The sequence below is a fragment of the Citrobacter sp. HN-141 genome (assembly GCF_033341895.1).
In the GTDB taxonomy this organism is placed as follows: Bacteria; Pseudomonadota; Gammaproteobacteria; order Enterobacterales; family Enterobacteriaceae; genus Citrobacter.
The window spans coordinates 1-21,200 of sequence record NZ_JAWPBF010000028.1; the positions used below are offsets into that span (position 1 = coordinate 1).

A 21,200-nucleotide genomic window follows, 5' to 3' on the forward strand; every position below is an offset into this window, starting at 1 on the left:
TCGGTGGAGCTGCATGACAAAGTCATCGGGCATTATCTGAACATAAAACACTATCAATAAGTTGGAGTCATTACCCGTTTTTTATAATAATAAGTATTAACATGCTTATTGAATTCAGTATGAATAATCACACGCAATCGTGGTACGCCATCTAAACAGCGTATTGTCGGCTGCATCGATGTATCGGGTCCTTTCATTTACCGTACTTCAATCTTATTCCCCGCCGCGTGCATAGTTCGTTACCTTTTTGTCGTTCTCCTCTTTTATCAATTTGAGTTGTTATCAAAGCGTTACATTTTGTTTGTGTTATCTTTAATACTAACCCTGAGGAGAGTCAGGGGATCAAACCCTGTCATTTAAGGAGGAGCTATGTCGTCTACCCTACGAGAAGCCAGTAAGGACACATTGCAGGTTAAAGATAAAACCTACCGCTACTACAGTTTGCCCCTGGCTGCCAAATCACTGGGTGATATCACCCGTTTACCTAAATCACTAAAAGTATTGCTGGAAAACCTGCTTCGCTGGCAGGACGGTGACTCTGTTACCGAGGAAGATATTCATGCTCTGGCGCAATGGCTGAAAACGGCTCATGCCGATCGCGAAATTGCCTACCGACCCGCTCGCGTTCTCATGCAGGACTTTACCGGCGTTCCGGCGGTGGTCGACCTGGCCGCCATGCGCGAAGCGGTTAAACGCCTTGGCGGGGATACCGCAAAAGTGAACCCGCTTTCACCTGTTGATCTGGTTATTGATCACTCCGTTACGGTCGATCGTTTTGGTGACGATGATGCTTTTGAAGAGAACGTTCGACTGGAAATGGAGCGCAACCATGAGCGCTATGTATTCCTGAAATGGGGGCAGCAGGCGTTTAGCCGATTCAGTGTTGTTCCACCGGGAACAGGAATTTGCCACCAGGTAAACCTCGAATACCTGGGTAAAGCGGTGTGGAGTGAGCTGCAAAACGGCGAGTGGGTAGCTTACCCCGACACGCTGGTCGGTACCGATTCCCATACCACAATGATTAATGGTCTCGGCGTGCTGGGCTGGGGTGTCGGCGGGATTGAAGCAGAGGCCGCCATGTTGGGGCAACCGGTTTCAATGCTGATTCCGGATGTCGTGGGCTTCAAACTCGTTGGTAAACTTCGCGAAGGGATCACCGCTACCGATCTGGTACTGACCGTTACGCAGATGCTGCGTAAACACGGTGTGGTCGGTAAATTTGTTGAGTTCTATGGTGATGGGCTGGACAGCCTGCCGCTCGCTGACCGGGCGACCATTGCTAACATGTCGCCGGAATACGGCGCAACCTGCGGCTTTTTCCCGATTGACGGGGTAACGCTTGAGTACATGCGTCTGAGCGGGCGTAGCGAAGAGCAGGTTGAATTAGTCGGTGCTTATGCGAAAGCACAGGGGATGTGGCGTAACCCAGGTGATGAGCCTGTGTTTACCAGTTCACTGGAGCTGGACATGGGCACTGTGGAAGCCAGCCTGGCCGGGCCGAAGCGTCCACAGGATCGTGTCGCATTGGGGGATGTGCCGAAAGCATTCGCCGCGAGTAATGAACTTGAAGTGAATAGCTCGCAAAAAGATCGTCAGCCGGTCGACTATGTTATGAGCGGTCATCAATATCAGCTACCCGATGGTGCAGTGGTGATTGCCGCGATCACGTCATGTACCAACACCTCCAACCCCAGCGTTCTGATGGCGGCTGGATTGCTGGCGAAAAAAGCGGTCACGCTTGGTCTGAAGCGCCAGCCGTGGGTGAAAGCGTCGCTGGCGCCTGGGTCAAAAGTCGTTTCTGATTACCTGGCGCAAGCAAAACTGACGCCGTACCTTGATGAGCTGGGTTTTAACCTTGTTGGTTATGGCTGTACTACCTGTATTGGTAACTCTGGCCCGTTGCCTGACCCTATTGAAACGGCGATTAAAAAAGGCGATCTGACGGTAGGGGCGGTGCTTTCCGGCAACCGTAACTTTGAAGGGCGTATCCACCCGCTGGTGAAAACAAACTGGCTGGCTTCTCCGCCGCTGGTGGTGGCTTATGCGCTGGCCGGGAATATGAATATTGATCTAACGAAAGATCCGCTGGGTCATGACAGAAAAGGCGATCCTATCTATCTGAAAGATATCTGGCCGAGTGCGCAGGAAATTGCCCGTGCTGTGGAACAGGTCTCTACCGAGATGTTCCATAAAGAGTATGCCGAGGTGTTCGAAGGCACGCCGGAATGGAAGTCGATTAATGTTGATCGTGCAGATACCTATGGCTGGCAGTCGGACTCAACCTACATCCGGTTATCACCGTTCTTTGATGGTATACAGGCGAAGCCGGACCCGGTACAGGATATCCATGGTGCACGTATCCTGGCGATGCTGGGCGATTCCGTCACTACCGATCATATTTCTCCTGCGGGGAGTATCAAGCCAGATAGCCCAGCCGGGCGTTATTTGCAAAACCACGGTGTTGAACGGAAAGATTTTAACTCCTACGGTTCTCGCCGTGGAAACCACGAAGTAATGATGCGTGGTACGTTTGCCAATATCCGTATCCGTAACGAAATGGTACCGGGGGTGGAAGGGGGGATGACGCGTCACTTGCCGGGTACAGACGTGATGGCTATCTATGACGCCGCCATGCAATACCAGCACGAGAAGACCCCACTGGCGATTGTTGCCGGTAAGGAGTATGGGTCGGGTTCCAGCCGGGACTGGGCTGCAAAAGGCCCGCGTTTGTTGGGTATTCGCGTCGTGATCGCCGAGTCCTTTGAGCGAATCCACCGTTCTAACCTGATTGGCATGGGGATCTTGCCTCTGGAATTTCCGCAGGGGGTTACACGTAAAACTCTGGGGTTAACCGGGGAGGAGGTCATTGATATTACGGACTTACAAAATATTAAACCGGGAGCGACTATCCCGGTGAATATGGTCCGCGCGGATGGGCAAAAAGAGGTGATTTCGTGTCGCTGCCGTATTGATACCGCGACAGAGCTGACCTATTACCAAAACGATGGTATTTTGCACTATGTTATTCGTAATATGTTGAATTAAATTATAAAAAAGCCTGCGTAAGCAGGCTTTTTGTATCGTCAGCAAGCGAGAATGTCACTCGCTTAGCAGATGTCCCATCTTAGCGGCTTTGGTATCCAGATAGTGTTCATTCTTCGGGTTACGGCCAACAATCAGCGGCACACGCTCCACAATATTGATCCCAGCTTCGGTCAGAATTTCCACTTTCTTCGGGTTATTGGTCAGCAGACGGACTGCATCCACGCCCAATAATTTGAACATATCAGCACACAAGGTAAAGTCACGCTCGTCTGCCGCAAAGCCTAACTGATGGTTGGCTTCGACGGTGTCATAGCCCTGATCCTGCAACGCATAGGCGCGGATCTTATTCAGCAGGCCGATGTTACGTCCTTCCTGACGATGGTAGAGCAGAATACCACGTCCTTCTTCAGCGATATGCGTAAGCGCCGCTTCCAGCTGGAAGCCACAATCGCAACGCAGACTGAACAGCGCATCGCCGGTCAGACATTCGGAATGAACACGTGCCAGGACAGGCGTCTGGCCTGAAATATCGCCAAAAACCAGTGCGACATGATCGTGTCCGGTTGCCAGTTCTTCAAATCCCACCATCAGGAAATCACCCCAGGGGGTTGGCAGTTTGGCTTCTGCCACACGTTTAAGCTGCATGTAATTCTCCAGATTATGCTGGCACTGTGCGTGCCGTCGCCTGTTGGCTTCTGTATTGCGCTATTTTGCCATAAGGCAAGGGTGTTCACCTAATTGCAGCAACGCATTCATTTCCGAATGGCACAAAATTGTCAATTTTCCCGGTGTGCGGATTTTTCAGTTATGATTGTGGGACTTATCGACGAAAGGAGACGCAATGCTGTCCATTGCCAAGCGAACCACTGTAGGCGCAGCACTGTTATTGATTATGCCGGTTTCCGTATGGATATCTGGCTGGAGCTGGCAGCCTGGGCAGAATGTCTGGTGGTTAAAATCCTTATACTGGGTAACTGAAACGGTGACGCAACCCTGGGGGATTATCACCCATGTTGTTCTCTGTGCGTGGTTTTTGTGGTGCCTGCGATTTCGTCTGAAGGCCGCAGTTATGCTATTTGCGATCCTGGCGGCGGCTATCTTAATTGGCCAGGGGGTGAAATCCTGGGTGAAAGAGCGGGTGCAGGAGCCCCGACCCTTTGTTCTGTGGCTGGAAAAAACGCACCATGTTCCGGTAGATGAGTTCTACACTTTAAAACGTAAAGACCGTGGGCACTTAGTAAAAGAGCAGTTGTCCGGGCAGCAGGATATTCCACCTTTTTTACGTAAGCACTGGCAAAAAGAAACCGGTTTTGCTTTCCCTTCCGGGCATACCCTGTTTGCCGCCAGTTGGGCGTTACTGGGCGTCGGGTTGTTATGGCCACGCAGGCGCACGCTGACGATTGTGTTCTTACTCATCTGGGCGACTGGCGTAATGGGCAGTCGTTTGCTTCTGGGCATGCACTGGCCGCGCGATTTGGTTGTTGCGACGCTGATTTCGTGGTTGCTGATTACGCTGGCAACATGGCTTGCACAGCGAATATGTGGACCTCTGACACCGCCCGTCCAGGAGACAAAGGAAATAGCGCAGCGTGAGCAATAACGCAGCCCGTGATTGATTTTTCAAATTTAGCCCTCAAATCATACAGCGTAAGGCGCTTTTCCGTTTCGCACTTGTCGTGAAAATGGTAATTTAAAGGGCTTAACGCGGTAAGTTGTACACGATTTATTCGCTCAAACCACATAACGGGAAGTAATGTGAAATATTTACTCATTTTCTTACTGGTGTTGGCGATTTTTGTTATTTCGGTGACATTGGGTGCGCAAAACGATCAACAGGTTACGTTTAATTACCTGCTAGCTCAGGGTGAGTATCGTATCTCCACGCTGCTTGCTGTATTGTTTGCTGCAGGTTTTGCGATTGGTTGGTTAATTTGCGGCCTGTTCTGGCTGAAGGTTCGTGTGTCTCTTGCGCGTGCCGAACGTAAAATTAAACGCCTGGAAAACCAGCTTGCGCCTGCGACCGACGTTGCGGTAACTGCCGACTCGTCGGTTGTGAAGGAATAATTATTTATGTTGGAGTTGTTGTTTCTGCTTTTACCTGTAGCCGCTGCCTATGGGTGGTATATGGGTCGCAGAAGTGCGCAACAAACAAAGCAGGATGAAGCTAACCGCCTTTCGCGTGACTATGTCGCCGGGGTTAACTTCCTCTTGAGCAACCAACAAGATAAAGCGGTGGATCTGTTCCTCGATATGTTGAAAGAGGATACCGGCACCGTTGAGGCCCATCTCACCCTCGGAAACCTGTTCCGCTCACGCGGTGAAGTCGACCGCGCTATCCGTATCCACCAAACCCTCATGGAAAGTGCTTCGCTGACTTACGAGCAACGTTTGTTGGCTGTACAGCAGTTGGGACGTGACTACATGGCTGCCGGATTGTATGACCGTGCGGAAGACATGTTCAATCAGCTGACTGATGAAACGGATTTCCGTGTAGGGGCATTGCAACAACTGCTGCAAATCTATCAGGCAACCAGCGAATGGCAAAAAGCCATTGATGTTGCAGAACGTCTGGTGAAACTCGGCAAAGATAATCAGCGTCTTGAAATCGCGCATTTTTACTGTGAACTGGCCTTACAGCAAATGGGCAGCGACGATATGGATCGCGCCATGGCATTGCTGAAAAAAGGAGCCGCTGCAGACAAAAACAGTGCTCGCGTCTCGATTATGATGGGGCGCGTTTATATGCTGAAGGGAGATTACGCGAAGGCCGTTGAATGCCTGCAACGCGTGATCTCCCAGGATAAAGAGCTGGTCAGTGAAACGCTGGAAATGCTGCAGAGCTGCTATCAACAGCTGGGTAAAAACGATGAGTGGGCGGAGTTTCTACACCGTGCGGTCGAAGAAAACACCGGTGCTGCCGCGGAGTTGATGCTGGCTGATATTCTTGAGGCGCGTGAGGGTACTGATACTGCGCAGGTTTATATTACCCGTCAGTTGCAACGTCATCCGACGATGCGCGTGTTCCATAAACTGATGGATTACCACCTTAATGAAGCGGAAGAAGGACGTGCAAAAGAGAGTCTGATGGTCCTGCGCGATATGGTTGGCGAGCAGGTGCGCAGCAAGCCGCGCTATCGGTGCCAGAAGTGCGGGTTTACTGCGTATTCGCTGTACTGGCACTGCCCATCGTGCCGCTCTTGGTCAACCATTAAGCCAATTCGCGGTCTGGACGGGCTCTAATTTTTAAAAAAACCTCATTTTAGTTACAACATACTTCATTCTTTTTCTTCACCCTGCGCTCAGGCTCCTGCGCCACATCGCTTCGCAGAAATGTAAACGCGCCTGTTAATTTTCTATTACCACAGGTAGAATGCACGCCGTTTACCCATTTTGCGCCTTTCGTGCGCCCATCATCAAGAAGGTCTGGTCATGACGTTTACTGCTTCATCTTCTTCCCGTGCTGCTACTGATTCTCCCGTCGTTGTCGCGTTGGATTACTCAAATCGTGATAAGGCATTAGCGTTTGTTGACAGAATTGATCCCCGTGATTGCCGTTTGAAAGTGGGCAAAGAGATGTTCACGCTTTTTGGACCTCAGTTGGTTCGGGATCTGCAACAGCGTGGCTTCGACGTCTTTCTGGATTTGAAATTTCATGATATTCCCAACACCACGGCGCATGCCGTCGCGGCAGCTGCTGACCTTGGCGTCTGGATGGTAAACGTGCATGCTTGCGGTGGGGCTCGAATGATGACCGCCGCCCGCGAAGCATTACTGCCTTTTGGTAAGGATGCGCCACTGTTAATTGCAGTGACGGTCCTGACCAGTATGGAAGCCAGCGACCTTGTCGATCTTGGAGTGACGTTGTCACCTGCTGAGCATGCTGAAAAGCTGGCGCGTTTGACACAACATTGTGGGTTGGACGGGGTAGTATGCTCGGCGCATGAAGCGGTGAGGTTCAAGCAGGCGTTTGGTCAGGCATTTAAGCTGGTGACGCCAGGCATTCGTCCTCAAGGTAGTGATGCGGGTGACCAGCGCCGTATTATGACGCCACAGCAGGCGCAGGCCGCTGGTGTGGATTACATGGTGATTGGTCGTCCAGTCACGCAGTCGGAAGATCCGGCGCAAACGCTGAAGACGATCAACGCCTCTCTGAATCGAGGTGCATAAATGAGCGACTCAAACTCTCGACTGGTTTATTCAACGGAGTCCGGGCGAATTGATGAACCCAGAGTGGTAGCAGAGCGTCCGAAGGGTGATGGCATTGTGCGCATCCAGCGCCAGACCAGCGGTCGTAAAGGTAAGGGCGTTTGCCTGATTACCGGTATTGATCAAGCTGATGCTGCACTGGTTAAATTAGCCGCAGAGCTGAAGAAAAAATGTGGTTGTGGTGGGGCAGTGAAGGACGGCGTAATTGAAATTCAGGGTGATAAACGCGACCTGATAAAATCGCTGCTGGAAGCCAAAGGAATGAAAGTTAAGCTGGCCGGCGGCTAATAAAAAAGCCACGGAGAGCATCCGTGGCTTTTCTAATAATACAAACCTGAAAAAGTAAACGTATTATTATATCGAGCCGTTCAACCGTAAATTATTTACCCACCTGGTGGCCGATAATACCACCCACTGCAGCACCACCCAGCGTACCCAGCGTGCTGCCGTCAGTCAGGACTGCACCGCCTATCGCACCTGCACCAGCACCGATCGCAGTGTTACGGTCACGTTTGGACCAGTTAGAGCAGGCACTCAAAGACATTGCCAGTGTAATCGCCAGAATGGCAGCGGTCATTTTTTTGCTCGTTACTAACATAATACTTTCTCCTGAATTATTGAATCACGGAATCCAGTTCACTTTAATGATAGCGCCAAAATAGGACGACTAAAGATATTTCCGCGAAACCGTTTAGCGTAGGGCATTACAATCAAATCCTGAGGTGACTGTTCGCTCCTGTTATATCGCTAACATTAATTCTACGACTTTATCCTGTTAACGACAGGTAAAAAGTCTTAATTGGACTGTCGGATAAGTCTCAGAGAGAAGATGATCTGCCCGTAGACAAATCATCTGCTGAAGTATTATGCGTGGGCATCAATGATATTGACGGTTAAACCCGAGTGCTCAAGTTGCATTTGCACACTGGCGCTGAGTCTGGAGTCCGTGACTACGCGACTGAATCTGTCCAACGGGCCCAGCGTGTAGGGATGAATGGCCTCAAATTTAGAGCTATCGGTGAGTACAATCACCTCAGCGCCTTTTTCCAGAACCGCATTAACCACATCAGAACGCATCATATCACGCCCGGTGAAGCCGGTGTCGGCCTGCCAGCCGTCAATACCGATAAAGGCTTTACTGAAATGTACCTGCTGAATAAATTGGCGAGTCAACGGTCCGACCATGCTCTCGCTTTTTTTCTGATAGATCCCACCGAGGAGAATGACTTCACACGGTGTTTCTTTGAGCAGGTGCGCGATGTAGCTACTGACCGTGATGATGGTGACATCTTTTTGTTCCGCCAGCGTTCTGGCCAGCAGCGCATTGCTGCTGCCATTTTCAATAAAGACGGATTCACCTGGATTAACCAGCGATGCCGTAAATTCGGCCAGTTCACGTTTAAGGGTGAAATTGGTCATCATGCGCGTTTCGACATCATCACTGTTCAGTGACACCGCAAAACCGTGCGCACGGCGCAAGTAGCTCTGTTTTTCCAGGGTGTTCAGATCCTGTCGAATCGTCACTTCGGAGACACCGGTGATTTTAGCCAGGTCGGCCACGCTCATCTGACCTTTATCGATCACCATCTGCAAAATAGATTGTTGTCGGGAATTCATAGTATTAATTTTTATAGCGATATCGTATCGGAAATTAAACGGTAGCTGCGTTATCTGAAATCTGATGTCTACAGCGACATAACGTGAGTGAGGTCATCAGATCTCCCACGGGGCCTTCGGTTTTTTTGACACAGACGCTGCATCTTCTTTGACCGTATCTAACAGTTCAGCCTTGAGAATTTCGAGATTGTGGATAGCTGAGTGGTAATCGCCTGCAACGAGAATATCCAGCACGGTATCAATGCGCTCGGCCAGACGTTGTGCGTCGATATCAGACATGGTCATCATCCTAATGTCAAAATGGTTTGAATTTCATGATGCAGAAATTCATGCCAAAAGAGAAGGGAAAAATAGTATTAACATGAATGATTGGAGAATATTATATATTCTGTGATTACATACAGATATGATCATCACGCAGTGTCCATTTTTGGCTATTTTTCACGTTTATCCCTTCCACTTTTCTTGTCGCCTTATCGCAATTTTTTATTCAGATGACGCTTATACCAACGTTCAAACGCAGCGGCGGGCATTGGCTTGGCGAACAAAAAACCCTGACGTTCATTGACGCCATTTTTGGTCAAAAAGGCATCCTCTTTGGTACTTTCAACGCCTTCAGCTATCACCTGTAGGTTAAGCGCCTGCGCCACCGCGACAATGGCGCGCACCAGCGACTGTGAAATGGGTTGCTTATGAATATCCCTGACGAACGCCTGGTCCAGCTTAATGGCATCAAGTGGGAAACGGGCCAGTTGAGATAACGAGGAATAACCCGTCCCAAAATCATCTAAATGGATCTGTGCGCCAAGCTGGCTAAATTGCTGAATAACGGACAGTGCCAGCTGTTCGTTTTCAATTAAACTGCTCTCGGTCAGTTCAACATCGATAGGGCAATATTCAAAATTGAGGTCGTGAAGCACCTGTTTCAGGTCGGTAAACAGTGTCTGATCGGCAAGCTGGCGAGCAGAAACGTTCACGGCCACTCGCAGATTAATCCCTTTATCGCGCCACTTTGCGACCTGACGAACAACGTCGAGAATAACCCAGCGCCCCAGCGGCACAATCAAGCCTGATTCTTCAGCGTAGGAGATAAACTCCAGCGGAGGAATGAGGCCACGTTCAGGGGACTGCCAGCGCACCAGCGCCTCCAGACTACGTACTTCACCACGCCATGTTATTTTCGGCTGGTAATGAATCAACAGTTGATCGTTTTCCAGCGCCTTACGCAAGTTGGTATCGAGCCAAAGATACTCAAAGACTCGCTGGTTCATTTCCGGAGAGAAAACGCAGAATTGTCCACGTCCGCCTTCCTTTGCGGTATACATGGCGGTATCGGCATTGCGAATAACACTCTCGCAGTCGTGTCCATGCTGTGGTGCAAGGGAAATTCCAATCGAACAACCGGTATAAACTTCAATCAGGCCAATTCGGAAGGGCTGGCGCAAACGGGTCAAAATACGTGACGCCGTAGCTTCCAGCGCCACTTGAGATGTTTGAGTCGCGAGCACAATAAACTCATCGCCACCAAAGCGGGCCAGTAACTGGTTATCATCAAGACAGCTGAGAATCGCCAGCGATACGCTTTGCAACAGTTGATCGCCGAACATATGTCCGTAGGCATCGTTTACTTTTTTGAAATTATCCAGATCGAGGTACACAATACCAACCTGGGTATCGCCTGCATTCTCAATGGCTTCAGTGATCAGTTCATGAATTGCATTCCGATTAGGTAATCCGGTAATGGAGTCGGTATTTGCCAGAACTCTCAGGCGCTCCTGAGCACGCCGTTCTTCGGTGATATCGGTACCTGAGCAGATCAGAAATATTTCGTTCTTACCGCTACCGTTGTGCACAAATTTATTGCGAAACAGAAACAGTCGCTGACCTTTACAGGTATTCACCCAACGTTCGACTTCATATGAGTTACCTTCGCGAAAGAAAACATCGATGTTGCGTCTGGAGGCTGCGGCTTCGCGTCGACTCATAAACAGCGTGAAGACACTTTGACCAATCACTTCGCGTTCTTTGAGTCCGGTATATTCCTCACACAGACGATTGAAACGCTGAATGTTGCCCATGCGGTCAAGGATGACAATAACGGAGTTGGCTTCAGAGACCACCTGTTCGGCAAAGGAAAGGCCTTGTGCCAAATCACGGGCGACCGAGGGGGTATCATCCCAGGCGGATGCACTTCCGGCCCATTCGCGTTTATTGATTTTGCGCCCAACCAGATGAACAGGGATATCGTCGTCTTCAATCGACAGTGTCATTAACAGGCTTGACGTGATGACCGTCATCTCCCGAATGCGGTCGGCTTGCTCAGGTGATAATTCGATGTTCTGGTTCGTTTCTGCCGCTTCGTCAATAGCGAAATGCAGGATGTCGCAATCCTCTGACAAACGCCAGTAGGGGGTATGGGTGCCCACATAGCTATACAACGTAGCCAGCTCCCGAACGTCTTTCATGATGTGTACTATCCCGTTTAAAGCGCATAAAGCCTCAAAAGTAAGGGTAGCCATAATTCAAAGGGTGATGATGGCTGAACGTATTGTTTTATTTATATATTTATGTGTAATCCAGATTCAGGAAAAAGCAAAGCTGGCGAACGGAAAATAGTAAAAAAATAAATCTGACTGGATGAAAGAAGTGTAGTGCGTGGCAGGCAATTGGGCGGGAAAAAAGAAAACGACCTTTCACAAAAGAGAAAGGTCGTTGAGTTAATGCGTATTATACGGCAGGGCGTGCGATGACGCTGCGGGTTTCCATCCGCACTTCGGCGATGGTGACGTCAATGACATCGGTAACTTTGTAAACCACTTCACCTTTGATCTGGACCGTACCACTTTCCTGGCTACACACCAGTTCATCACGAACCGCGTGCAGGAAGGGGGCCGGAATAAAGGCTACCGCGCCGTTATCAATTAAACGTACACGCATACCACCACGGCTGACATCAATAATCTCGGCCGCAAAGCGGGTGTCGGTACCGGCTTTGTCATTCAGAAAACGTGCATACAGCCAGTCACCCACATCACGTTCAGCCATGCGGTTCAGGCGGCGACGTTCAGCCATCTGCAGAGTCGTATCATCCTGCGGGCGGGAAATGGTCTCACCTTTGATGACGGCCTTCAGCAGGCGATGGTTAATCATGTCGCCATACTTACGGATAGGCGAGGTCCAGGTGGCATAAGCTTCCAGGCCCAGACCAAAATGCGGACCTGGCTCGGTGCTGATCTCAGCGTAAGACTGGAATCGGCGGATGCGGCTGTCGAGGAAACCGGAAGGCTGCGCATCCAGTTCACGACGCAGTTTACAGAAGCCTTCCAGCGTCAGAACCTCTTCAGCATCAACGTGCATACCATGGGTTTTCAGGAGGGCAGCCAGTGCTTCTGCGTTCGCCGGATCGAATCCCATATGCACGTTATAAATACCGAAACCCAGCTTGTCGCGCAGTACGCGGGCTGCACAAATGTTCGCCGCAATCATGGACTCTTCCACAATGCGGTTCGCGATGCGGCGCGGCTCAGCGACGATGTCCAGTACTTCACCTTTTTCACCGAGAACGAAACGGTAATCCGGGCGATCTTTAAATACCAGAGCATGATTATGGCGCCACTCACCACGGCTCAGACAAATGCGGTGCAGCAGGCGGATCTGCTGTGCAATTGCGTCATTCTCTGGCTGCCAGTCACCCGTGCCTTCAAGCCAGTCAGAGACGTTGTCGTAGGCCAGCTTCGCTTTCGATTCAATCGTTGCTGCGAAGAAAGTGATATTGTCTTCGATCGTGCCGTCAGCAGTGATGCTCATGCGGCAGGCCAGAACCGGGCGAATTTCGTTAGCGCGCAGAGAACACAGATCGTCCGAAAGCTCGCGCGGCAACATTGGGATGTTGAACCCCGGCAGGTAGTTGGTAAATGCACGAATTTTTGCAATGTTATCCAGCTTACTGCCTTCAGCAATCCAGGCGGTAGGATCGGCAATCGCGACGGTTAGCTGTAATTTGCCATCCGTTTGTTCTTCGGCGTAAAGCGCGTCATCCATGTCCTGCGTACTGGCGCTGTCGATGGTGACGAAGTTCAGTGCGGTTAAGTCCTCACGCTCCAGGCCCTCATCCAGTATCTCAGTGGCGACGCCATCGGGTGCTTCTTTTTCCAGATTATGGCGAGCCAGTGTGACCCACCACGGAACGAAGTGATCGTCAGCGAAGGTAATAAATTGGGTTAACTCGGCGTAGAAGGTGCGGTCGCCTTTTAACGGGTGGCGGCGCATTTCTGCTACAGCCCAGTCACCTTCTTTAAATTCATGTTCAACGCCACGCGCGGCGCGGCAGGGAATCGCATCTTTCAGCAGCGGATGATCCGGCACAATGGACAGGCGGTCATTCTTACCCTGAACTTTGCCCACGAAGCGCGTCAGGAACGGCTCGATCAGTTCTTCCGGTTCGGCAGATTCGCGATCTTTTTCCGTATGGATAACCGCCACAATGCGGTCGCCATGCATCACTTTTTTCATCTGCGGCGGTGGAATGAAATAGCTTTTTTGTGCATCGACTTCCAGGAAGCCAAAGCCTTTTTCCGTGGCTTTTACCACCCCTTCAGCACGTGGCGTCTGGGAATGTAGTTGCTGTTTAAGCTGCGCTAGCAGCGGGTTGTCCTGAAGCATAATAGTCTATTTTCGTGGCTGAAAGAGCGGCTGACAGTTTTACGCGAATCTGCCAGTCGCAGCAAGCGCTCTTTCAGCAAGTGGATCGGTTAATACGTCTCGCCCAACGCGATCTTCAAACGATTTAGCCATCCGCACAATCCGCTCCAGGTCAGCACGTTAATTGCCTGTTCTGAAGGTATACCCTGATCGAGCAGCGGGGTAAGCAGTGCGGCGCTAAAGTGATCGGGCGCCCGGGTTAGCCATTGTACCGCCTGCAGGGTGACGCGCTCAACCGGATGTCGTTGCTCCCAGCGCTGTATTTGGCGCTCATCCTGGCGAAGTACGGTAATCATCTCAGTGAGCTCAGTGGCTGAGCGGGCGTACTCATTGAAGCAGGACACGCTACCGTTAATCCGCGATGTGAGCAGCGAGGCCAGAGAAAATGTCCGTGAGTGCTCATCGCTGTGTAATGTGCTGGTAAAAAGCGCTTTAAATAACGCCAGTTCGTCAGGTGAGTGTTGCAGTAATGGCCTCAGCGTTTGCAATACAGTGGGAGTATGGCTGACATGTGTTTCTGCGCTGGCAAGATGTTTTTCAATCGGCAGGTCGGCGGTGTGCCACTGTGCTTCTTCTGCACTAAAGGGGGATGCCTCGGCAAATTGCTGAATATCAAGGCCTGGAATGCGGCGCACAGGATGGCCAAACCAGGCCTGAAACAACGCAACGGCGCGGGCCTGAAAGCCGACAAAACCAACGATTTGATTCATCAGAACAGTGTCGCTGGTCGTGAGGCCAACCGCCTCCAGATGCTGGCGATCGCGTGAGCCGATGACGTCAGGAGAGCTGGCGAGTTGGCGAGCATATTGGGTGATTTGCGCCAGTCGATGGTTGCTTTCCCTGGATGAATTAGGGCCAGGAAGGGGGGCCAGACGTGCAGCATAATGATTACATAAACGCTGTACGCCACAAACCTGTGCGACGGTTAAAGCGGTACTCATCCGCTCATAGGCGCTGAACGTGTGCATTGAGTCCAGAGCAACATGCACAGGGAAGAGAAGGTGAGCAAGTTTACGGGCAGGTTCTAACCAGGACTGAAAGGGTAAAAGCGCAACGGCAGGTATCGCCAGATCCAGCAAAAATCGGTCCTCGACGTGTGCGGCTTCGGGCACCAACGGTAGAACATCTTGCGGATATGTACTGGATTGTGTCTCATGATACCAGTGGCTTTTGCCTTCAATTCGGCGTTGTTCCATGGGCGTTCCTTGGTCGAAAAAGTGGCGACCCGGATACGTCGTCATACCCGTACGCCGGATCGTTTGCGCTGCGATATCCTGACGTAAGCGAATGAGGTGATGAAAGATTGTTAAGTGATAATAAATATCAGAAAAGCATATATAGCGACGGGCGAGGGAGAAGGGAGAGGAAAATAATGGGCGACGGAGCGTCGCCCATAGAGGATGTCTGAAAGATTATTTCAGTTCCAGTTCGTTCATTGCGGCGATGCTGAAGCCGCCGTCAACGTGAACGACTTCACCGGAGATACCGGCGGACAGGTCTGAGCACAGGAATGCCGCAGAGTTGCCCACATCTTCAATGGTAACGGTACGACGAATCGGCGTAACCGCTTCGCAATGTGCCAGCATTTTACGGAAATCTTTGATACCGGAAGCCGCCAGAGTACGGATTGGGCCGGCGGAGATTGCGTTCACACGTACGCCTTCAGGACCCATCGCGTTAGCCATATAACGAACGTTGGCTTCCAGAGAGGCTTTCGCCAGACCCATTACGTTGTAGTTCGGGATCGCGCGCTCTGCACCCAGGTAGGACAGCGTCAGCAGTGCAGAACCAGGGTTCAGCATGGAACGGCATGCTTTTGCCATTGCAACAAAGCTGTATGCGCTGATGTCATGAGCAATTTTAAAGCCTTCGCGGGTGACCGCATTCACGTAGTCGCCATCCAGCTGGTCAGCAGGTGCAAAACCGATGGAATGTACGAAACCGTCGAATTTCGGCCAGACTTTGCCCAGTTCAGCGAACATGGTGTCGATGCTGGCGTCTTCAGCCACATCACACTGCAGTACGATGTTGGAACCCAGCTGAGCGGCAAATTCTTCCACGCGGCCTTTCAGTTTGTCGTTCTGGTAGGTGAACGCCAGTTCAGCGCCTTCGCGGTGCATCGCCTGAGCGATACCATAGGCGATGGACAGTTTACTGGCAAGACCGGTCACCAGAATGCGCTTACCGGAAAGAAAACCCATAGCTTTAATCCTTATAGTCATTACTTATTTTTTTAGCAATCAATGAGTTATGATTGCAATTTCAAGGTCACTCGAAATTGGTGTGAAATTATATCCCACTCTTTGCCCCTTGTGTCACGATCTTTCTCTGCTATTCACCCGTCGGGGAGCAGCAGTAAACGGCATTTCAAAGGGCAGGGAATTGTTGTCAGCACCTGGTGGCCTGTCACTATTCATTGCACGTGAGGAGTATATCACTCCCCCCTGGTTCTGCCTCATCCAACCAGAGAAGAGCCGGGGGATAAGGTGAAAGTACAAGGCGTCAGAGGGTTAAAATGGTATGATCTGACCTCTAGTCGATGTTTTAAAACATATCAATGTAAGAACATTCTTAAAACAAAAAATATGACCATATTCATTTAGTTATGATATATTGTTTTTATCGATCAATATCGATTCATTGATCGATATTATTGATTGATTCTGATTAGAAGTGCATTATCAGGACGTTATGATCAATTGGAGTGGTCTTATGCACTATCATTTCATCGCGGAACCGATGAGAGACACAACAGATAAGTTGCTGGGTGTTGAGATGCTCGCCCGCTTCACCTCTGAGACGGTTCATCCGTTACATGCAGATTCCATCATTTCGGCATGGAGTAGCGAACAAAAACGTAATTTCATGCTGGAACAAATTCGGTTAATTGCAGAAAAGCGTGATTGGTTCGAGAACAATAATCTGCTCTGTACGCTTAGCCTTATTGATGAAATGGCGCTATTAGCAATTGGCGATCCCGTCATTAAGTCGGCCTTGCATTCCATGCCCTTTATTGCGCTGGAACTCTCAGAACGTTTTCTGTCGAATACAGTTTGCCTGAACAACCTACTGATTAATTCGCTGAGTGATGGCCCAAATGCCTTGTGGCTGGGCGATCTCGGCTCTGGCAGTATTGGCGCGAGTCCGCTGGTGTGCGGCCGTTTTGACGTTGTGAAAATGGATCGCGACTTCTTCCTGTCACAGGTAGAAAAAACAATATTCCCGGTGTTGATTAAAAATATCAGGGGGTATTGCGACCGCGTTGTGGTTGAGGGGGTAGATACGACCCGTCTTATCGAGGAGGTCTGCACCGCCGGCGTTTGGGCGATGCAGGGTGAAATTTTCCCGTCAGTCACGTTCTCTGAGGTTGACGCGCTACTCTTGCCCCGGTTTTGTCACTGATGACTGAACGGATAGCCCTCCCGTCCTGGTGGGCTATTATTTCATTAACGATCTTTCCGCCAGGCATCGGCGGTAAGCGCCTCGCCAAAATGTCCTGCAATAAGACGACGAGTCAGCTCATGCAGCGGAGAGGCCAGCACATCCGCCGTACTGCCGCGCTCGACAACTTCGCCCTGATGCATGACTAACACCTGGTCGCTGATGTGTTTCATCATCCCAATGTGTTGGGTCACATAGATATACGAAATCCCCTGTTTTTCCTGTAATTCCAGCATCAGGTTGATGAGCTGCGATCGCATCGACATATCCAGAGAGGCCAGCGCTTCGTCGGCGATAATCACTTTGGGGCGCAAAATCAGCGCACGGGCAAGTCCCAGTCGCTGTTTTTGCCCTGGTGCAAGCATATGCGGATAGTAGCTAACATGATCGGGTAGCAGACCCACCATACGCATGGTTTCCACAATCTGTTTGCGGCGCTGTTCTGGCTCCAGATCGGTATTCAGGCGTAACGGAAAATCGAGGATCTGCGAAATACGTTGGCGCGGATTAAGCGACGTGGACGGATCCTGGAAAATCATACGAATACGCTGACTACGAAATGAATAATCGCCATATTTTAGCGGATGATCGTCAATCAGCAGCTCGCCGCTGCTCGGCTCAACCATCCCAGCCAGCATTTTTGCCAGCGTGGACTTGCCTGAACCGTTCTCGCCAATAATGGCGAGCGTCTGGCGTTCACGCAGCGTAAAGCTAAGCGGTTTAACGGCTTCGACGGTCTGGCGGCGAAATAATCCCGTCCGGTAGCGAAAGGTTTTGCTCAGATTGCGAACTTCGAGCAGGGTTTCTACCATCTCACTCTCTCTCCATGTTCAGGGGGAAATGACAGGCGTAGAGATGATTCTTTGCTCCGGTCAGTCTTGGGGTTTCAATGCATTCGCGCTGCGCATAAGGGCAACGCGGCCCCAGACGACAACCGATAGGCAACTGTTCTAACAACGGAATTGCTCCTGGCATGGTATTCAGGCGGCTTTTATGCGGCATTGCGCTACCAAAATCAGGAATGGCGCGAATCAACGCTTGCGTATAAGGGTGATGGGGTATCGTCACCAAATCTTTACTGGGCGCGGTTTCCACCGTTTGTCCGCAGTACATTACGTTGATTTTGTCTGCCCATTGGCTGAGCATTTGTAGGTCATGGCTGATCAACAAAATGGTGGTATTGCTGTTTTGATTCAGTCGGGTCAGCAGACGAAAAATTTGCGCCTGGGTTGTGGGTTCCATCGCATTGGTGGGTTCATCTGCAATCAGCAGGCGAGGTTGGTTTGCCAGTGCAATGGCGATCATGACCTTCTGGCACTCGCCGTCGGTCAGTTCATAAGGGAAACTGCGCATTGCATCTTTATGATCTTTGATCCCGACGCGGTGTAGCAGTTCAATCGCGCGACGTTTGCGCCAGCCAATACGTTGCCACCAGCGCCCCTTGTATGTCCAGGCGGGAATGTTTTGCATCAGTTGGCGTCCAATACGTTCGGACGGATCCAGACAAGACTGCGGCTCCTGAAAGATCATGGACACGTTATGGCCTACCAGCTTACGTCGCTCGCGGGCGGAAAGGCGCAACAGGTCGATATCATCAAAACGCATGCGGTCCGCGGTAACGCGCCAGTTATCTTTGGCGACGCCGCAGATGGCCTTAGCGATCAAACTTTTACCTGAACCCGATTCACCGACCAGTCCACGGATCTCACCTTCGTTTAGCGTCATGCTGACGCGGTCAACCGCTTTCACCCAGTCGTCACCGGTCCTGAACTCGATAGTCAGGTTGCGGATATCCAGTAATGGCATTATTCCACCCCCGCAATAATTGCGCGGCGTACGCCGTCACCTAACAGGTTTACCAGCAGCACACTTATCATAATTGCCGCTCCGGGCAGCATGACTGTCCACGGCGCAACATAGATCAACTCCAGCGCATCGCCGAGCATGGCACCCCATTCTGGGGAGGGCAGTTGTGCGCCGAGATCAAGGAAGCCCAGGGCGGCGATATCCAGAATCGCCATTGACAGTGCTCGGGTGATCTCAGTGATAAGACCGGCAGTGATATTCGGCAGAATCGCGAACCACAGGATGTTGAGCGTGCTCGCGCCATCCAGACGAGCGGCAATGACATACTCTTTTTCCAGCTCGTCATGCACCATGCTGTAGACGGAGCGCACCATACGCGGCAGTAAAGCCAGCCAGACGGCGAACATCGCATGCGTCAGATGTGGCCCGGCAAAAGCCACCACAATAATGGCCAGCAGTAGCGATGGGATTGACAGCAGGGTATCCAGAATATGGTTCAGCACCGCTGAACGTAGTCCGTGCGTTGCCCCGGCAACCACGCCCAGCAACAGACCGCAGAGTGTGGCGGCGAGGGTAACGACAAACGCGCCGCCAACGGTCGGGGCCGCGCCGCTGAGCAGACGGCTTAATACGTCGCGCCCCAGATCGTCGGTCCCGAGGAAGAATGACACTTCGCCATAACGTGACCAGGATGGTGGCAACAGTTGGTAGCCAAGAAATTGCTGATCGATGCCGTAAGGGGCAAACCAGCCACCAAACACACACAGAATGACCAGTCCCGCACAACCGTACAGACCCACCATCGCAGAAGCATCACCATAAAAATTACGCCATGCGGTGCGTAGCGTTCCGGGCGGGCGCTTCTCGCTATATACGCTATCGTAGGGCATATGTACTCGATTTAATTTTGTTGAACATGCTTTATGTCTTTTTAAATTTTCCAGTGCTGGTGTGCCTTCACTGCCTACTAGCGCTTTAAATTGGTTTATTTCGTTTTAATTCGAAGGTTATCAATTTACGTAAAATGTGTACACTGGTGTGTATATCCTCTCCCGGAGTGTACACATTGCTTACCGATACAAAATTAAGAAAAGCTCTTGGCAAGAAAAGAGACAAGATCGAAGTTATCTCAGATGCTCACGGGCTTAATATCCGATTGTCCACTTCCGGCAGTATAACATTTTTTTACCGCTACAGATGGAACGGGAAGGCCGTTCAGCTGACGATCGGCGATTATCCGTCCATATCTTTATCTCAGGCAAGAGAGCGAAGGCAGCAATTCAGGGCATGGCTGACTGAGGGGTTCGATCCGAGACGCCAGGCGGTGCTTGAAAAACAGAAAAAGATTGATGCAATAACCGTCAGGGATGCCTTCGATTACTGGGAGAAGTATTACTGTATCCCTGAAGGCCTGGTAAAAATAAAAGTTAATCGACGTGATTTCGAGAATCACATCAATCCGGTTCTCGGGAACATGATTGTTGATCAGACAACCAAGGCGCACTGGCTTAGCCTTTTCGATGGCATGGGAAGGCGAGTTGTTACTGGGCAAATGCTGGGTTTGATGCAACGTACCTTTCGTTTTTGTTCTAACCGTGGGGTGATTAGCGTTAACCCCATCGAAAGCCTGAGACGGTCTGACGTCGGTTTAGCCGCTGCGGTAAGGGACAGAAAATTAAGTGATGATGAAATCAAAACCGTCTGGAATACGCTGCCAGAACTAAAAGAAAGGCAACAGCTGATTATGAAGTTCCTCATCATGACCGGTTGCCGCAGCACAGAGATCAGGACAGCTAAATGGGAATGGTTCGATTTCAACGAACATACGTGGACAATTCCGGCAAGTGATTATAAAACCGGAAAGACCGTAAGAAGGGCTCTTCCTGAAGCTGTAGTCAGGATGATGAAAGAGGAAAAGGAAACGTCTCTCTCAAATCATGTCGTCACGCTGTCACGATATAAAGGACCGGAAGATGACCGGCCACCTCTTCAGCCAAATGTAGCTATGTTTTCAACCCAGATAATTGCAAAAAATGGAATGAAAACATGGTCGCTTCACGACCTGAGAAGAACGGTTGCGACGCGCCTATCCGAATTAGGCGCGCCACCACACGTAGTAGAAAAACTGTTGGGTCATCATATGTCAGGCGTCATGGCGCGGTATAACCTACATGACTACCTGGATGATCAGCGGCATTGGCTTGCAGTATGGCAGGATCATCTGGAAAAACTGATTGGTCAGCCTCTGGTTTAATGCCCACGTTTTCCTCCCATGCCAGCAAGTCTGACATTCTCCAGCGTTTGGGACTGCCATTTATTCTCGGTTTCGGAAATGGCTGAGTAAAGTAGGATGGCATCCTGGAAGGAGTGCTCCAGAAATACAG

20 protein-coding genes are annotated in these 21,200 nt (G+C 50.7%); 9 read left to right on the forward strand and 11 right to left on the reverse strand.

The features are described 5' to 3' along the window. Positions 1–60, forward strand: a 60-nt coding sequence (locus tag RYZ59_RS24885; RefSeq protein WP_071528444.1) for an IS1 family transposase, incomplete at its 5' end; no start/stop codon positions are given. A 309-nt stretch (positions 61–369) separates the two neighbouring features. Next, positions 370–3,045, forward strand: a complete 2,676-nt coding sequence (gene acnA / locus RYZ59_RS22835) for an aconitate hydratase AcnA (protein ID WP_318050873.1) — start codon at positions 370–372, stop codon at positions 3,043–3,045. Between the two features lie 54 nt (positions 3,046–3,099). On the opposite strand, the gene ribA is transcribed toward acnA, so the two are convergent. Continuing rightward, a complete protein-coding gene (gene ribA, locus RYZ59_RS22840; RefSeq protein ID WP_318050875.1) occupies positions 3,100–3,690 on the reverse strand; it encodes a GTP cyclohydrolase II in 591 nt (196 codons plus the stop codon). A gap of 196 nt (positions 3,691–3,886) precedes the next feature. On the opposite strand from ribA, the gene pgpB reads away from it, so the two are divergent. The 5 genes from pgpB (at position 3,887) to yciH (ending at position 7,539) form a co-directional block, all read left to right on the forward strand. Further along, positions 3,887–4,645, forward strand: coding sequence for a phosphatidylglycerophosphatase B (gene pgpB, locus RYZ59_RS22845; RefSeq protein WP_202038521.1), 759 nt, complete (start codon positions 3,887–3,889; stop codon positions 4,643–4,645). 155 nt (positions 4,646–4,800) lie between these two features. Beyond that, entirely contained in the window at positions 4,801–5,109 is a 309-nt protein-coding gene (locus RYZ59_RS22850) for a LapA family protein (protein ID WP_005126452.1), read from the forward strand. Positions 5,110–5,115: 6 nt separating this feature from the next. After that, entirely contained in the window at positions 5,116–6,285 is a 1,170-nt protein-coding gene (gene lapB, locus RYZ59_RS22855) for a lipopolysaccharide assembly protein LapB (RefSeq protein ID WP_318050878.1), read from the forward strand. Between the two features lie 189 nt (positions 6,286–6,474). After that, on the forward strand, positions 6,475–7,212 hold the full coding sequence (gene pyrF / locus RYZ59_RS22860; protein WP_318050879.1) for an orotidine-5'-phosphate decarboxylase: 738 nt from the start codon (positions 6,475–6,477) through the stop codon (positions 7,210–7,212). Further along, complete coding sequence (gene yciH, locus RYZ59_RS22865) at positions 7,213–7,539, forward strand: stress response translation initiation inhibitor YciH (RefSeq protein ID WP_318050881.1); 327 nt, start codon at positions 7,213–7,215, stop codon at positions 7,537–7,539. A gap of 91 nt (positions 7,540–7,630) precedes the next feature. Here the strand turns inward: yciH and osmB are convergent, their stop codons facing one another. The 7 genes from osmB to fabI form a co-directional block, all read right to left on the reverse strand. Beyond that, positions 7,631–7,849, reverse strand: coding sequence for an osmotically-inducible lipoprotein OsmB (osmB, locus tag RYZ59_RS22870; protein ID WP_003020583.1), 219 nt, complete (start codon positions 7,847–7,849; stop codon positions 7,631–7,633). A gap of 266 nt (positions 7,850–8,115) precedes the next feature. After that, positions 8,116–8,868: a DNA-binding transcriptional regulator YciT gene (locus RYZ59_RS22875; RefSeq protein ID WP_318050883.1), complete on the reverse strand. Its 753-nt coding sequence runs from the start codon at positions 8,866–8,868 to the stop codon at positions 8,116–8,118. A 96-nt stretch (positions 8,869–8,964) separates the two neighbouring features. Continuing rightward, entirely contained in the window at positions 8,965–9,147 is a 183-nt protein-coding gene (locus RYZ59_RS22880) for a hypothetical protein (RefSeq protein WP_202038524.1), read from the reverse strand. 194 nt (positions 9,148–9,341) lie between these two features. Next, positions 9,342–11,333, reverse strand: a complete 1,992-nt coding sequence (gene pdeR / locus RYZ59_RS22885) for a cyclic di-GMP phosphodiesterase (protein ID WP_202038525.1) — start codon at positions 11,331–11,333, stop codon at positions 9,342–9,344. Between the two features lie 262 nt (positions 11,334–11,595). After that, complete coding sequence (locus RYZ59_RS22890; protein WP_318050885.1) at positions 11,596–13,530, reverse strand: exoribonuclease II; 1,935 nt, start codon at positions 13,528–13,530, stop codon at positions 11,596–11,598. 89 nt (positions 13,531–13,619) lie between these two features. Next, complete coding sequence (locus tag RYZ59_RS22895; RefSeq protein WP_318050886.1) at positions 13,620–14,765, reverse strand: CMD domain-containing protein; 1,146 nt, start codon at positions 14,763–14,765, stop codon at positions 13,620–13,622. A 216-nt stretch (positions 14,766–14,981) separates the two neighbouring features. Beyond that, positions 14,982–15,770 (reverse strand): enoyl-ACP reductase FabI, encoded by a 789-nt coding sequence (fabI, locus tag RYZ59_RS22900; RefSeq protein ID WP_005126472.1) that lies wholly within the window; start codon positions 15,768–15,770, stop codon positions 14,982–14,984. Between the two features lie 511 nt (positions 15,771–16,281). Here fabI and RYZ59_RS22905 point away from each other — a divergent pair. Then, positions 16,282–16,971: an EAL domain-containing protein gene (locus RYZ59_RS22905; RefSeq protein WP_202038528.1), complete on the forward strand. Its 690-nt coding sequence runs from the start codon at positions 16,282–16,284 to the stop codon at positions 16,969–16,971. Positions 16,972–17,015: 44 nt separating this feature from the next. Here the strand turns inward: RYZ59_RS22905 and sapF are convergent, their stop codons facing one another. Genes sapF through sapC form a run of 3 tightly spaced genes read right to left on the reverse strand, consistent with a single transcriptional unit; the run spans position 17,016 to position 19,706 of the window. Then, complete coding sequence (gene sapF / locus RYZ59_RS22910) at positions 17,016–17,822, reverse strand: peptide ABC transporter ATP-binding protein SapF (protein ID WP_005126478.1); 807 nt, start codon at positions 17,820–17,822, stop codon at positions 17,016–17,018. Position 17,823: 1 nt separating this feature from the next. Then, complete coding sequence (sapD, locus tag RYZ59_RS22915) at positions 17,824–18,816, reverse strand: peptide ABC transporter ATP-binding protein SapD (RefSeq protein WP_003020556.1); 993 nt, start codon at positions 18,814–18,816, stop codon at positions 17,824–17,826. Next, positions 18,816–19,706, reverse strand: a complete 891-nt coding sequence (sapC, locus tag RYZ59_RS22920; RefSeq protein ID WP_005126480.1) for a peptide ABC transporter permease SapC — start codon at positions 19,704–19,706, stop codon at positions 18,816–18,818. The genes sapD and sapC overlap by 1 nt, the downstream gene beginning before the upstream one ends. Before the next feature lie 134 nt (positions 19,707–19,840). On the opposite strand from sapC, the gene RYZ59_RS22925 reads away from it, so the two are divergent. After that, on the forward strand, positions 19,841–21,070 hold the full coding sequence (locus tag RYZ59_RS22925; RefSeq protein WP_052463782.1) for a tyrosine-type recombinase/integrase: 1,230 nt from the start codon (positions 19,841–19,843) through the stop codon (positions 21,068–21,070). Positions 21,071–21,200 lie beyond the last annotated feature (130 nt).

Coding starts and splice junctions, on each gene's coding strand:
- acnA (WP_318050873.1), top strand. CDS start 370: ATGTCGTCTACCCTACGAGAAGCCAGTAAGGACACATTGCAGGTTAAA.
- yciH (WP_318050881.1), top strand. CDS start 7,213: ATGAGCGACTCAAACTCTCGACTGGTTTATTCAACGGAGTCCGGGCGA.
- RYZ59_RS22905 (WP_202038528.1), top strand. CDS start 16,282: ATGCACTATCATTTCATCGCGGAACCGATGAGAGACACAACAGATAAG.
- RYZ59_RS22875 (WP_318050883.1), bottom strand. CDS start 8,868: ATGAATTCCCGACAACAATCTATTTTGCAGATGGTGATCGATAAAGGT.
- pyrF (WP_318050879.1), top strand. CDS start 6,475: ATGACGTTTACTGCTTCATCTTCTTCCCGTGCTGCTACTGATTCTCCC.
- fabI (WP_005126472.1), bottom strand. CDS start 15,770: ATGGGTTTTCTTTCCGGTAAGCGCATTCTGGTGACCGGTCTTGCCAGT.
- pdeR (WP_202038525.1), bottom strand. CDS start 11,333: ATGAAAGACGTTCGGGAGCTGGCTACGTTGTATAGCTATGTGGGCACC.
- pgpB (WP_202038521.1), top strand. CDS start 3,887: ATGCTGTCCATTGCCAAGCGAACCACTGTAGGCGCAGCACTGTTATTG.
- RYZ59_RS22925 (WP_052463782.1), top strand. CDS start 19,841: ATGTGTACACTGGTGTGTATATCCTCTCCCGGAGTGTACACATTGCTT.
- RYZ59_RS22880 (WP_202038524.1), bottom strand. CDS start 9,147: ATGTCTGATATCGACGCACAACGTCTGGCCGAGCGCATTGATACCGTG.
- sapC (WP_005126480.1), bottom strand. CDS start 19,706: ATGCCCTACGATAGCGTATATAGCGAGAAGCGCCCGCCCGGAACGCTA.
- RYZ59_RS22895 (WP_318050886.1), bottom strand. CDS start 14,765: ATGGAACAACGCCGAATTGAAGGCAAAAGCCACTGGTATCATGAGACA.
- RYZ59_RS22890 (WP_318050885.1), bottom strand. CDS start 13,530: ATGCTTCAGGACAACCCGCTGCTAGCGCAGCTTAAACAGCAACTACAT.
- ribA (WP_318050875.1), bottom strand. CDS start 3,690: ATGCAGCTTAAACGTGTGGCAGAAGCCAAACTGCCAACCCCCTGGGGT.
- osmB (WP_003020583.1), bottom strand. CDS start 7,849: ATGTTAGTAACGAGCAAAAAAATGACCGCTGCCATTCTGGCGATTACA.
- lapB (WP_318050878.1), top strand. CDS start 5,116: ATGTTGGAGTTGTTGTTTCTGCTTTTACCTGTAGCCGCTGCCTATGGG.
- sapF (WP_005126478.1), bottom strand. CDS start 17,822: ATGGTAGAAACCCTGCTCGAAGTTCGCAATCTGAGCAAAACCTTTCGC.
- sapD (WP_003020556.1), bottom strand. CDS start 18,816: ATGCCATTACTGGATATCCGCAACCTGACTATCGAGTTCAGGACCGGT.